Raw genomic sequence first — 13,014 nt, forward strand, 5'->3', positions numbered from 1 at the left:
GTTGATTTAAGCATCTTCCCCGCCTTCGTTTGTCCCCTTCCCGATGTTCGACCTGTCGTCTCACCTGTGGATCATGATCACCGCGTTCGGCGGCGCCGGCCTGACCTTGCCGCTCGCGATCACGATCGCCGTCTGGCTCGCGCTCGGCTACTCGTGGCAGCGCGCGGCCGCATGGCTCGGCGTGCTCGCGGCCGCGATCGGCGTGGTCGCGCTGACGAAGATCGCGTTCCTCGGCTGGGGCATCGGCATCCGCAAGTGGGATTTCACCGGGTTCAGCGGCCATGCGATGCTGTCGACGTCGGTTTATCCGGTCGCGATTTTCCTGGCGCTGATCCGCACACGCACGCCGGTGCGGCTCGCCGGCATCGCGCTCGGGCTCGCCGCCGGCGTCGCGGTCGGCGTGTCGCGCGTCGCGCTCGACGCGCATTCGCCGTCCGAATCGATCACCGGCTGTATCGTCGGCGCGATCGCCGCACTCGCGTTCATCGCGGGTTCGTGGCGCGCGGTGCCGCACCGCTGGTCGGTGCCCGCGGTCGTCGCGAGCCTCGCGCTCGTCACCGTGGCGCTGCACGACATCACGGTGCCGTCGCATCGCTGGGTCACCAAGGTGGCGCTGCAGCTGTCGGGCCACGAGCGCCCGTTCGTCCGCGCGCGCTGGAAGGCCAACCCGAACTACCGCCCCGCATCGCAGCCGTCGTCGCTGCAGCGCACCCAGTCGTCGTCGCAGACGCTCCGTACGTGACGGGCCACCCGGCCGGCCCTCCTTTTCAGGTCTGACCATTCCATGCGCGCCGTCGCATGTGCGGTATGTCGAGCGTTATAACCCGCCCTATATTACGATTACGGTTTCCACCCATTCGAACGAACTCGCCATGCGCTCAACCGTCCGTCCGCTTCGCCGCACCCTACTTCGCCTGCTGCCGATCGCCACGCTGGCCGCCGGAGTCGCGTTCAGCGCGCCCGCTTCCGCCGCCGATGAACTCGTCGTGTCGGCCGCCGCCAGCCTGACGAACGCGTTCAAGGCCGTCGGCGATGCGTACGAGAAGCAGCATCCGGATACCAAGGTGCTGTTCAACTTCGGCGCGTCGGACGTGCTGATGCAGCAGATCGCCAAGGGCGCGCCGGCCGACGTGTTCGCGTCGGCCGACCAGAAGGCGATGGATCGTGCGGCCGACGAAAAGGTGATCGTGCCCGGCACGCGTCGCGATTTCGCGGCGAACTCACTCGTGCTGATCGTGCCGGCGGACAGCCACGCGGCCGCGCCGACGTCGCTGAACGACCTGACCACCCCCGGCGTGAAGCGCATCGCGTACGGCGACCCGGCGTCGGTGCCGGTCGGCCGCTACACCGAAGGCGCGCTGCGCGCGGCCGGTGTGTGGGACGCCGTCAGCGCGAAGGGCGTACTGGCAGCCAACGTGCGCCAGAGCCTCGATTACGTCGCACGCGGCGAAGTCGACGCAGGCTTCGTGTTCGGCACCGACGCGGCAATCATGCCGGGCCGCGTGAAGGTCGCACTGACGGTGCCGACCAAAACCGCCATCACCTACCCGATCGCCGTGGTCAAGGACAGCCGCCACGCCACGCAGGCGCAGTCGTTCATCGACTTCGTCGCGTCGCCGCAAGGCCAGGCCGTGCTGTCGACGTTCGGCTTCAAGCCCGCGGGCAAGTGAGCGTAACGCGATGCAAGACGCCTGGGTCCCGCTGCTGCTGTCACTGAAGGTTGCCGGCTGGGCGACCGCGCTCGACATCGTGCTCGGCGTCGCGGCCGCGTTCATGCTCGCGCGCTGGCGCTCGCCGCTGCGCGACGTCGTCGATTCCGTGCTGACGCTGCCGCTCGTGCTGCCGCCGACGGTGCTCGGGTATTACCTGCTCGTGCTGCTCGGCCGGCGCGGCGTGTTCGGCGCGTGGCTCGACAGGCTCGGCATCGAGCTCGTCTTCACGTGGCAAGGCGCGGTGATCGCGTCGATGGTCGTCGCGTTTCCGTTGATCCTGAAATCGGCGCGGGCGGCGTTCGAAGGCGTCGATCCGCATCTCGAACGCGCCGCGCGCACGCTCGGGCTCGGCGAAGCGGCGGTGTTCTTCCGCGTGACGCTGCCGCTCGCCACGCGCGGCATTCTCGCGGGCGCGCTGCTCGCGTTCGCACGCGCGCTCGGCGAGTTCGGCGCGACGCTGATGATCGCGGGCAACCTGCCCGGCCGCACGCAGACGCTGTCGGTCGCGATCTACGCGGCTGTGCAGGCCGGCGACGACAACACGGCCAACTTCCTCGTGCTGGTGACGTCGATCACCTGCGTGCTCGTACTGCTCGCGACCGGCTGGCTCGTGCCGTCGCGTGCCCGGCGGAGCCAGCTGACATGACGCGCCTGCCTCGCCCATCGTCGCGCGTGGCCGGCCAGCTTCCGCGGAGGCCCGCATGAGCCTCGTCGTCGACATCCGCAAGACCTACGCGAATGCCGAGCGCCGCTTCACGCTCGACATGTCGTTCACCGCGACGATGCAGCGCGTCGTGCTGTTCGGGCCGTCCGGCGCGGGCAAGAGCATGACGCTGCAGGCGATCGCCGGCCTGTTGTCGCCCGACGAAGGCACGATCGTGCTGAACGGCGAACCGCTGTTCGACGCCGCGCGCCGCATCGACGTGCCGACCCGCGAACGCCGCGTCGCATACCTGTTCCAGGACTACGCGCTGTTTCCGCATCTGAACGTGCGTCAGAACATCGCGTTCGGGCTCACGCCGGGGCTGCGCAACCCGCGCGCGAAAGCAGTGCCGCCGGAAGTCGCGTACTGGCTCCAAGCGTTCGATCTCGAAGCGCTCGCGGGGCAGTATCCGTCTCAGCTGTCCGGCGGGCAGAAACAGCGCGTCGCCCTCGCGCGCGCACTGGTCGCACAGCCGCGAATCCTGCTGCTCGACGAACCGTTCGCTGCACTGGACGGCGCAATGCGCCAGCGCATGCGTCACGAGCTCGCCGAGCTGCAGGCGCGGCTCGACATCCCGATGGTGCTGATCTCGCACGATCCCGACGACGTCGCCGCGTTCGGCGACCAGGTCGTGCAGTTGAGCGAAGGACGCGTGCAGGCGGCGACGCCGCACGCCGAGTGGCCGACGCGCGTCGCTTGAGCGCGCGTCGCCGTGGTCGTCGTGGCAAGCACGTTGGAGCCTGAGAGAAGCCGCCAGCAGCGGCACAAGCGGAAAGCGGAAACGAAGCCGGCGCCGTACCGATACAGCGGCGACGCCGGCTTCGCTCCGTCCGTCACACGGCAGCCGAAGCGCGCCGGTACGCCGCCGCTCAGCCCGTCACCGCAAGAATCACGCTCGACGCCTTGAACAGCGCGATCGCGCGCCGGCCGGCGCCGAGCTGCAGCGCATCGACGCTGTCGTTGGTCACGACGGCCGTCAGCGTCCCGCCGCCGTCGAGCGCCAGTGTCACCTCGCTGTTCACCGCGCCCGCTGCGACCGTTTCCACGTGGCCGCGCAGTTGGTTCCGCGCGGACACCTTCAACGCATGCTCGCCATCGTCGGCCGCGAGCACGACCCAGGACGCCTTCACGAGCGCGCAAGCATCCGCGCCAACCTGCAGGCCGAGCGCATCGGCGCTCTCGTGCGTCAGCACGGCAACGACCGGCTGTCCGCCGGGCAGCGTGAGCGTGACCTCGTCGTTGACGGTGCCGCGCACGATCGCCGCGACCTTGCCGAACAACTGGTTGCGCGCGCTGGTCTTCATCCCGATCCGGCCGATCAGCGCCCAGTCGACGTCGAACCCGGCCACGGCCGCGCTCGCGGCCTCGATGAACCGGCGATGCTCGCGCTCGATCGTGCGGAACGCGGCGATCAGCGATGTCGCGCGCGGCGTCAGCGTCGTGCCGCCGCCGCCCTTGCCGCCCGTCGAACGCGCGACGAGCGGTTCGCCCGCGAGATTGTTCATCGTGTCGACGGCATCCCACGCGGCCTTGTAGCTGAGGCCGACGGCCTTCGCCGCGCGCGTGATCGACCCGGTGTCGCCGATCGCCACGAGCAGCGCGATGCGCGTGGCGCCGCCGAGCGTCTGCTCGCCGGCGCGCAGCCACAGCTCGCCGCCCAGTTCGAGCGGTTCGGCGGACGGGGAAGAATGCGGTGCGTCGGTCATCGGGATACGTGCGGGAATTGGACCGGAGCCGGAATCGGGCCGGAATCAGCGGGCCATTATAGTCGGCGCGTGCCGCTCAACCCGGCTTGCCGTCGAGCTTCGGCGGCCGCAGGCTGGCAAGCAGCGTCTCGGCGTCGCGCGCCGCGCGCTGCTCGAGCGCCGCGCCGTAGCCGCGCACGAAACCGAGCTGGTACGGCGGCGCCGCCAGTTTCTCGAGATGATGCAGCGCGACTATCGTGTCGTTGGCTTCGCCGAGCACGCTCTGCACGCGCGCGAGCGTCTTGACCGTCTCGGTGCGCGTGCGGCGCGACGCCAGCGACGCGAAGAATTCGAGCGCATAGCGCAGCCGCTTCGCATCGATCCGCACCTGGTGGCGCGCAGCCGTGTCGAGCGACGTGAGCGACGGCGACGCGTACAGATGGCCGAACAGCCGCCGCACGCGCTTCGTCGCGTGGCGCCGCAGCGAGGGTGCGTCGCCGTCTTCGGCGTGCGGCAGCGCAAGCGAGCCCAGCCATTCGAGCCAGCCGAGCGTCAGCCGCGCGTAGCGGGCCGAATGCAGCGCCTGCCGCAGCTCGCCCCGTGCCGCGACGCACTGCGCGCGCGCGGCGTCGAGCGTGCCGTTCCATTCGCCGTCGCCGCCGTCGGCTGCGATCAGCGCGGGCAGGCTCTCGGTCGCGAACACGTCCCAGTCGCGCACCGTGCCGAGCAACGCGGCAAGCCAGTGCATGTCCGCGCCGAGCGTGTCCCGCCACTGGCGGTCGGCAAAGCGCGGGAAGAAGCGCATCAGCGTACGCAGGCGGCGCAGCGCGACCCGCATCTGGTGCACGAATTCGGGATCGTCGTACTCGAGCACGCCGCCCTCGTTGCCGAGCCATTGCGCGGTGATGTCGCCGGACAACGCGAACAGCGCGGCGCGCTGCGTGCGCACGCCGATCAGGTCGACGGGCTGCGCCTTGACGGGCCCGCTGGCGGCCGGCTCGTCCGCACATGCGCGATCGATCACGCTCGTCAGCTGGACGAATGCGGGCCACGCGCCGCTCAGTTCGCGCGCCGCGGCAAACAACGCGTGCAGCGCGGCCGTGCGCGCGGCCCGGGTTTCCCAGTCCGGCGCGGCAAGACGCAGTTCGACATAGCGGCGCGGCGGCTCGCCGCCGCGATGCAACGTGACGTCGTCGAGCGTCATCTCGACCACGACGCCGCTGTCGTCGGCCCACCGCCCGCGCCGCCGCTCGCTGACGAGGCGCAGTGCCGACGATTCCGGCTGCATGCCGGCCTCTGCGCGCCCGGTCGTATCCGGCGCGACGCCGTCGACTTCGCCTGCCGCCTTGGGTACGGGCAACGGCATCGCGACGACGATGCCCGCATGCTCCGCGTCGAACAGTTCGCGCGTCGTGACCCCCGGCGCAAACACCTTCGTGCGCGACGCGACGACCTGCCTTCCATGCGCGTTCGACTCGACCCACGTCCACCAGCTTGTGCCGGGGCTCGGCTCGGCCTCCTCGATCTGGCACGGCTCGATCGTCACGCGCTCATGGCCGCGGCGCATCCGGACCTGCGGGCAGATCCGCCACGCGCGCACGAGTTCGGCACCGAAATCACGCTGCGTGCCGCGGGCGCGACCCGCAGCCTTGGCCGGCCACCCTTCCAGCGACAGCGACAACACGATTTCCAGCACACGCGACATGGAGGCTCCTGCACATGAAGAAGCGCCGGCGGGTCTTCCGATCGCGCCGGCGTCGTCCGTGAAGCTGCTTCCATAGTACACGCCGCAAAATCGGGCAGGCAACGATCTGGCCCTGTCGCCCTGTCACAGGTCAAACGGCGTACTGCGCGAGGCCGTTGCCGAACGACCAGTTCTCCTTCAGCACCTCGACGAGACTGATGAAGACGTCCTGCTGCCGCACGCCGGGTTGCTGCGCGAGGTTGTCCGCGATCGCCCGGTACAGCGCGCGCTTCTGCTCGAGCGTGCGCGTGTTGTTCGCGGTGATCTGGATCATCACGAGATCGTCGCTGCGTTCGATGTCGAGGTAGTGGCGGCCGTACACGAAGTTCTCGGCCGCATGCTCGGTGACGACCATGAAGATGTCGTCCTCGGGCACGTTGAACGCGTGCATCAGCGCGCGATGCACGCCATCGACGAGCGCCGCGCGGTACGCGGCCGGTTTGCCTTCGCGGACTGCGATACGGGTGAATGGCATGGTCCTGCTCCTGTCGGTGAAGTTGACGTTGACGAACGGAAACACAGCGTCAGGTTAGGCGCGCCGAACTATAATGAACAGTCATTGATGAATATTTCATCCATTTACATCGAAAATGAAAGTCCTCGACCTCGATGCCGTACGCGCGTTCGTGCTGGTCGCCGATCTCGCCAGCTTCACGCGCGCCGCCGATGCGCTCGGCACCACGCAGTCGGCCGTGAGCCTGAAGCTGAAACGGCTGGAAGCGCACCTCGGCAAGCCGCTGCTCGCACGCACGCCGCGTGTGGTCAAGCTGGCCGCCGACGGCGAGAATTTCCTGCCGGCCGCCCGCGCGCTGCTCGACGCGCACGACCACGCGCTCGGCGCGATCTCGGCCGGCACGCACCGGCTCGCGCTCGGCGTCAGCGAGCATGTCGCCGTGCCCGACCTGCCGGCCGTGCTCACGAGCCTGCATCGGCAGGACCCGGGGCTGTCGCTCGAAATGCATCTCGGAACGTCGACGAACCTGCTCGCGCAATACGACGAACGCCGGTTCGATGCGGTGATCGTGCGGCACGAGCCGGGCGAGGACCCGCCGCGCGAAGACGGCACGTTGCTGTTTGCAGAGCCGCTGGCCTGGCTCGCCGCGCCGGACTGGGCACCGCGTGCAGGCGAGCCGCTGCCGCTCGCGGTGCTGGCCGGCCCGTGCGGCGTGCGTGCGGCCGCGCTGCGCGCCCTCGATCACGCGGGGCAGCCGTGGCGAGAACGCTTTACGGGAGGGGGGGTCGCGGCCGTCACGGCCGCCGCTGCCGCGGGGCTTGCCGTCTGCCCGCTCGCGCGGCGTGTCGCGCCGCGCACGCTGGTCGACGTCGGCGCGAAATTCGGGCTGCCGCCGCTGCCGCTGTCGCAGGTCGTGCTGTACTCGCGCGTGCGCGACCCACGCGCGGCCGCCGCGCTGCGCAGGTTCGCCGACAGCCTTGCAATCTCGGCGTAAACTGACGGGTTTCGCCGCCAGCAATCTTCAGAAGAATTCCAATGAAGCCCGAAGCCCGCAAGCACCTCCGTGCCAACCTGCTGATGCTCGCCGCCGCCGCGATCTGGGGTTCGGCTTTCGTCGCGCAACGCCTGAGCCTCGACGTGATCGGGCCGTTCCTGTTCACGGGGCTGCGCTTCCTGCTCGGCGCGCTGGTGCTGGTGCCGCTGCTGACGCTGAACACGGCGTCGCGCGCGCAGCTCGCGGCGATCCGCCGTGCGCCGGCGCTGCTGCTGCCGGGCCTCGCGCTCGGCGGGCTGCTGGCGGTATCGATATCGCTGCAGCAGATCGGCCTGCAGTACACGCGCATCGCCAACGCGGGGTTCATCAGCTCGCTGTACGTCGTGATCGTGCCGCTGATGGGTGTGTTCGCCCGTCACCGGATCGGCGCGGGCACGTGGTTCGGCGCGCTGCTCGCGGCGATCGGCCTGTATTTCCTCAGTATCGACGAGCACTTCTCGGTGCTGTACGGCGACTGGTTCCAGCTCGCCGGCGCCGTGATCATCGCCGCGCACGTGATGGCCGTCGGCCATTTCGCCCGGCGCCACGATCCGCTCGTGCTCGCGTTCCTGCAATTCCTCGTGTGCGGCGTGGCGTGTCTCGCGGTCGGTCTCGCCGTCGAGCCGGTCAGCGGCGCCATGCTGCGCGGCGCACTGCCGACGCTGCTGTACGGCGGCCTGTTGTCGGTTGGCGTCGGCTATACGCTGCAGGTCATCGCGCAACGCGACGCCGCGCCCGCGCACGCAGCCGTGATCTTCAGCATGGAAGGCGTGTTCGCGGCGATCGCCGGCTGGGCCGCGCTCGGCGAAACGCTGACGCTGCGCGCGCTCGTCGGCTGCGCGCTGATGCTGGCCGGCCTGCTCGCGTGCCAGTTGCTGCCGAACGGCGACGCCCGGAAAAAGGACGAGGACGCACTGCCGGCGTGACACGCACCGTCCCTATAATGGCGGTTCGCGTGATAACCACGCCAACCGCTTCCGACAGGCCCGCTCCGTGACGTCCACTTCCGTCGATCCCGCCGCCGACCTGCTGCGCGAACGCGCAGCGCACTACGCCACCCAGGCGGCGCTGTTCCTGCGCGACCAGGCGCTCTCCACCGCGTCGCACGACCTGCGCAGCCCGCTGAACGCCATGCATAGCTGGGCATACGTGCTCGAGCGCCAGCTCGCCAACGCCGATCCGAACCTGCAGCGCGCGCTCGCGGGCATCCGCACCGGAATCGACCAGCAGGTCGCGCTGATCGACGACGTGCTCGATGCGCCGCGCGCGGAAACACGCACGCTCGCACTCGCGCCGCAGCCGTTCGCGCTGCGCGCGTTGCTCGACGACACACTCGCACTCGTCCGTTTCGCGCTCGCCGACGCACGACAGGTCACGCTCGACGCGACGCTGCCGGACGGCGAACCGTCGCTGAGCGCCGACCGCGAACGCATCGCGCAGGCGCTCTGGACGATGCTGACGGTCGCGGTCGAAGCCAGCGCCGCCGGCGGCCGCGTGACGTTCGCGTGCGCGCGCGACGGCGTGCAGTTCACCGCGCGCGCCACATGCACCGTCAACGCCGACACGCTCGCCGATCCCGCGCAGCCGCACGCGTTCGAATCGTTCGCACGACGCGAGCTGCTGCGCGAGCGCGACGCGAAGCGCGTCGCGTGGGCGCTTGCGCTCTGCCAGCGCGTCGCGCTCGCACACGGCGGCACGTTCTCGCACGACGCGTTCGCCGATGGCGCAACCGCCACCGTCACGTTCTCCGTCCCCGGCGAGGCGCCGGTGTAAGCCAGCGGCCGCCCGATACATTACGAATTCCTTTCTGGCTCTATACTGACGGGCCTGTCATAACCGGAGTGATTCTTTGTTACAGATCTTCGCGCTCATCGGCGCGTTGTTCCTGGTGGCCCTGAACGGGTTCTTCGTCGCGGCCGAATTCGGCCTGGTCAAACTGCGCGCCACGCGCGTCAAGACACTGGCCCGCAAGCACGGCCTGCGCGGCCGCATCCTCGGCATCGTGCACGGCCGGCTCGACGCGTATCTTTCCGCGTGCCAGCTCGGCATCACGCTCGCGTCGCTCGGCCTCGGCTGGGTCGGCGAACCGGCGTTCGCGCAACTGCTCACCCCGCTGCTCGACCTGATCGGCGTGCAGTCCGAGCGCGTCGTGCACCTGATCTCGCTGGTGTTCGCGTTCTCGCTGATCTCGTTCCTGCACATCGTCGTCGGCGAACTGGCGCCGAAGTCGATGGCGATCCGCCAGTCGGAGAAGGTCGGCCTGTGGGTCGCGCTGCCGCTCTATGCGTTCTACTGGGCGATGTACCCGGCAATCTGGGTGCTCAACAACAGCGCCAACGCGGTGCTGCGGCTCGCCGGGCTGTCGGCCGACCATGGCGGCGACGCGCACTACTCGACCGACGAATTGAAGCTGATCCTGCGCAGCCGCCGCAGCACGGCCGGCAACACCGCGCAGCCGGCGCGCGGCACGTACACCAACGACGAGTGGAACACGCTCGCGCATTCGCTCGATTTTTCGTCGATGACCGTATCGGACCTGATGCGGCCGGCCCATGAAATGATCGGCCTGCGCCGCGACCTGCCGCTGCCCGACAACATGGAGATCGTCGCGCGGCACCGCTTCAGCCGCTATCCGCTGTTCGAGGATGCGTCGCGTGAACAGGTGAGCGGGCTGATCCACCTGAAGGACCTGCTGCTCGCGCGTCACGCGGGCGCCGCGCTCGAAGACCTGTCCGACTACGTGCGCCCCGTGCAGTACGTGAAGCCCGACACGCCGGCCCTCGACCTGTTCCGCCGTTTCCGCAAGGGCGCACCGCACTTCGCGCTGGTCGGCAACAAGGGCGAGAAGCCGATCGGCTTCCTGACGCTCGACAACCTGCTCGGCGCGCTGGTCGGCCAGATCCACGATGAGTTCCGCCAGGGCGACGCCGATTGGAGCCGCCTCGACGACGGCACGCTGATGGGCAAGGGCAGCCTGCCCGTCGTGTCGCTCGAACAGGCGCTCGGCATCGACATCGACGAAGGCCGCGCGGAATCGGTCGGCGGCCTCGTGATCCAGGCGCTCAGCGACCTGCCGACCGAAGGGCAGCGCGTGTCGTTCGACCGCTTCGACGTCGTCGTGAAGAAGATGAACGGGCCGCGCATCGTGCTCGTGCGCGTCTACCCGAAGATCGCGAAAGAGGCCGACGAATGACGGCCGCGCGTGGCTGCCGCCGGCGCACGCGATGAACGCGACGCTGCCGCGCTGCTGCGTGATCACGCCCGAGCCGGCGTCCGCGCCGGCCGCCGATTGCGCGGCGTTCCTCGACCGGCTGTCGGCCGTGCTCGCACGCGGCGAGGCGCTCGTGCAACTGCGCGTGAAATCGCTCGACGCAGCCGCGTTTGCGCGGCTCGCCGCCGCGGCGCTCGCGCGCTGCGGCGCGGCCGGCGCACACCTGATGCTGAACGGCCCGATCGATGCGGCCGGCGTGATGCGCCTCGACGGCGCCGGCTGGCATCTCGACGGCCCCGCGTTGCGCGCCGCCACGCAGCGGCCGTTACCGGCCGGAAGATGGGTGTCCGCGGCCTGCCACACGCGTGACGACCTGCTGCTGGCCGCGCGCGCCGGCGCGGATTTCGTCACGCTGTCGCCCGTGTTGCCGACGCTCAGCCATCCCGGTGCGCCGACGCTCGGCTGGACGCAGTTCGGCACACTGGCCGCCGAGGCCGCGATGCCCGTCTTCGCGCTCGGCGGCATGAAACGGTCCCACCTCGACGACGCACGCCGCCACGGCGCGCACGGCATCGCGGGCATTCGCGGGTTCTGGTAGTCCGGGGATTTCCTGCGACGCAGCCGGGCGCAGATGCGCCCGGCCGCTCAGACATTACCGCCTCACGTCGTCATGCGTTCAGGTTCGGGCGCCTTCCGCGCCACGCGCCGTCGTCGATGCGACGCGCATCGTGCGTGAGCGCATACCGGTTGACGTCACCCGTCAGCCACGCGACGAGCGAGTACGGCGGCAACTCCCCTTCATCGACCCGGTCGCGCGCACGCGCCGGCGTCTCGAACACGACCCGCCCTCTCGGCGCATCGAACGGCACCGCCTCGGGCGACAGGTTCAACGCGATCGTCAGCGTCTCGTCGTCGGCGAGCCGCCATGACGCAAGCAGCGCGTCGGCATCGCCGTCGCCGTCCGACTTCAGCGCACGCGCATCCTGCGGCCGGCAATCGGACAACCTCGGCGCGATCAGCTTCGCGCGCACCGCCAGCGCCGACTGCACGAAATGCGCGCGATCGGCGTCGCGCGCGGTTTCGTCGAAGATCAACGGGATCTGCGGCGTGAGCAGCGACAGCGCAAGCGCGGCCAGACCGGCCTCCTGCCCGTGGTCGCCCTGCCCGCTGTCGCGCCACGCGCCGTCGGACAGCACCAGCGACGTCAACGACAGCCCGCTGTCGGCCGCCATGCCCTCGCCCGATCCGGCCGGCTGGAATGCGGCCCCGGCCGCGGTCAGCGCGCGGGCGAGCGTGTGGATCGACTGGTGCGCGGAAATGCCTTCATGAGCCGACGTGTCGCGGCCCGTCAGCCGGTGCAGCGCGCGTTCGCCGCACCCGTTCCACTGCGCATCGAAATGGGTATCGGCAAGATGCGCGGGATGCCGCTCGCTGCCGAGTACGAGATGGATGAGCCGGTCGGCCGGCACCGCCGCGCGCACGCGGTCCGCGATCTCGCGCAGCCACGACACGCCGATCCGGTCGGCTTCGCGCAGGCGCAGACCGTCGCAACGGTACTCGTCGATCCAGTACAGCGCGTTGTCGCAGAAGAAATCGCAGACTTCCGGATGATCGAGCGCGAGCGGCGACGCCTGCAGCGGATCATCGCGTGTATGGAAGAACGGCGCCGCGTAGTGGCGCAGCGCATCGGTGCCGCTGCCGAAGCGCGCGTAGTCGAGTTCCAGCAGCACCGCGAGACCGTAGCCGTGCGCATCGTCGATCAGCGCTTTCAGCGCGTCGGGGCCGCCTTCGGCCGCGAGCGGCGCGAACGGCAGGCTGTCGTGCGGCGACGCGAGCAGCTCCAGCGCGGTCACACCCAGGCGCGCGAGTTGCGGCAGGCGCCGGCGCACGCCGCCGAAGCCGCCCACCGCGTGCGGGCGAATCGCATAGAGCGAGATGTCTTCCCATGCGCGCCCGCGCCAGAACGTGTTGCGCCACGTGAACGCGCGCGGATCGACGACCTCGCTCGGGCCGTTGAGCCCCTCGGGTTGCGAGCGCGATGCTGGATCGGGAATCGATACCGTATCGTCGAGGCGATAGCGGTAAAGCGCACCCGCGCCGCAATCGGCAAAGACTTCGAACCAGTGCGTGCCGGCGGCCGTCATCGGAACGAGCAACGGGCCGAAACCGGTATCGAGTTCGAGCTGGACCTGCGTGCTGCCCGGTGCCCACACGCGAAAATGCGTGCGCGGCGTCGCGCAGAGCGCGCCACAGGGCTGTGCGCCGAACGGCAGGCAGTGAATGTAGTGCTGCGCATACGGGTCGTGCGGACAATCGGACATCATGCGCTCCTCGTGCGTACCGAGCGGCATGGCCGCGCCAGCGGCGCGGCACATCGGGGCCCGGCATGCGACGGCCAGGCGGGGGGAGAAACGAGTATGCGCCGGATTCGCCATCGCGATGCAACGTCCCCGGACATTATTAAATGCGAAT

Annotated in this window: 13 protein-coding genes; 9 read left to right on the plus strand and 4 right to left on the minus strand. The window is 69.8% G+C overall.

The features are described from left to right. Nucleotides 1–43 precede the first annotated feature (43 nt). The 4 genes from APZ15_RS19970 to APZ15_RS19985 all read left to right on the plus strand — a co-directional run bounded on the left by APZ15_RS19970 (nucleotide 44) and on the right by APZ15_RS19985 (nucleotide 3,115). A complete protein-coding gene (locus APZ15_RS19970) occupies nucleotides 44–742 on the plus strand; it encodes a phosphatase PAP2 family protein (RefSeq protein WP_027791063.1) in 699 nt (232 codons plus the stop codon). 130 nt (nucleotides 743–872) lie between these two features. Continuing rightward, a complete protein-coding gene (gene modA, locus APZ15_RS19975) occupies nucleotides 873–1,670 on the plus strand; it encodes a molybdate ABC transporter substrate-binding protein (protein ID WP_027791062.1) in 798 nt (265 codons plus the stop codon). Nucleotides 1,671–1,680: 10 nt separating this feature from the next. Beyond that, complete coding sequence (gene modB / locus APZ15_RS19980) at nucleotides 1,681–2,358, plus strand: molybdate ABC transporter permease subunit (RefSeq protein WP_027791061.1); 678 nt, start codon at nucleotides 1,681–1,683, stop codon at nucleotides 2,356–2,358. 55 nt (nucleotides 2,359–2,413) lie between these two features. After that, nucleotides 2,414–3,115: a sulfate/molybdate ABC transporter ATP-binding protein gene (locus tag APZ15_RS19985; RefSeq protein ID WP_027791060.1), complete on the plus strand. Its 702-nt coding sequence runs from the start codon at nucleotides 2,414–2,416 to the stop codon at nucleotides 3,113–3,115. A 169-nt stretch (nucleotides 3,116–3,284) separates the two neighbouring features. Here the strand turns inward: APZ15_RS19985 and APZ15_RS19990 are convergent, their stop codons facing one another. The 3 genes from APZ15_RS19990 to APZ15_RS20000 form a co-directional block, all read right to left on the minus strand. After that, entirely contained in the window at nucleotides 3,285–4,121 is an 837-nt protein-coding gene (locus tag APZ15_RS19990; RefSeq protein WP_027791059.1) for a TOBE domain-containing protein, read from the minus strand. A gap of 76 nt (nucleotides 4,122–4,197) precedes the next feature. Then, nucleotides 4,198–5,805 carry a CHAD domain-containing protein gene (locus APZ15_RS19995; protein WP_027791058.1) on the minus strand — a complete coding sequence of 536 codons (1,608 nt, stop codon included), beginning with the start codon at nucleotides 5,803–5,805 and terminating at the stop codon, nucleotides 4,198–4,200. Between the two features lie 130 nt (nucleotides 5,806–5,935). Next, nucleotides 5,936–6,319: a tautomerase family protein gene (locus APZ15_RS20000; RefSeq protein WP_027791057.1), complete on the minus strand. Its 384-nt coding sequence runs from the start codon at nucleotides 6,317–6,319 to the stop codon at nucleotides 5,936–5,938. 115 nt (nucleotides 6,320–6,434) lie between these two features. On the opposite strand from APZ15_RS20000, the gene APZ15_RS20005 reads away from it, so the two are divergent. The 5 genes from APZ15_RS20005 (at nucleotide 6,435) to APZ15_RS20025 (ending at nucleotide 11,140) form a co-directional block, all read left to right on the plus strand. Further along, nucleotides 6,435–7,292, plus strand: a complete 858-nt coding sequence (locus tag APZ15_RS20005; protein ID WP_027791056.1) for a LysR family transcriptional regulator — start codon at nucleotides 6,435–6,437, stop codon at nucleotides 7,290–7,292. 41 nt (nucleotides 7,293–7,333) lie between these two features. After that, nucleotides 7,334–8,257, plus strand: coding sequence for a DMT family transporter (locus APZ15_RS20010; RefSeq protein WP_027791055.1), 924 nt, complete (start codon nucleotides 7,334–7,336; stop codon nucleotides 8,255–8,257). A gap of 67 nt (nucleotides 8,258–8,324) precedes the next feature. Then, entirely contained in the window at nucleotides 8,325–9,104 is a 780-nt protein-coding gene (locus APZ15_RS20015; RefSeq protein ID WP_027791054.1) for a sensor histidine kinase, read from the plus strand. Nucleotides 9,105–9,180: 76 nt separating this feature from the next. Then, entirely contained in the window at nucleotides 9,181–10,524 is a 1,344-nt protein-coding gene (locus APZ15_RS20020) for a hemolysin family protein (RefSeq protein ID WP_027791053.1), read from the plus strand. A 31-nt stretch (nucleotides 10,525–10,555) separates the two neighbouring features. Then, nucleotides 10,556–11,140, plus strand: coding sequence for a thiamine phosphate synthase (locus APZ15_RS20025; RefSeq protein WP_027791052.1), 585 nt, complete (start codon nucleotides 10,556–10,558; stop codon nucleotides 11,138–11,140). 70 nt (nucleotides 11,141–11,210) lie between these two features. Here APZ15_RS20025 and APZ15_RS20030 read toward each other — a convergent pair whose 3' ends face one another. Beyond that, on the minus strand, nucleotides 11,211–12,863 hold the full coding sequence (locus APZ15_RS20030; RefSeq protein WP_027791051.1) for a DUF3459 domain-containing protein: 1,653 nt from the start codon (nucleotides 12,861–12,863) through the stop codon (nucleotides 11,211–11,213). Between the last annotated feature and the right edge of the window lie 151 nt (nucleotides 12,864–13,014).

It is taken from the genome of Burkholderia cepacia ATCC 25416 (genome assembly GCF_001411495.1).
GTDB classification, from domain to species: Bacteria; Pseudomonadota; Gammaproteobacteria; order Burkholderiales; family Burkholderiaceae; genus Burkholderia; species Burkholderia cepacia.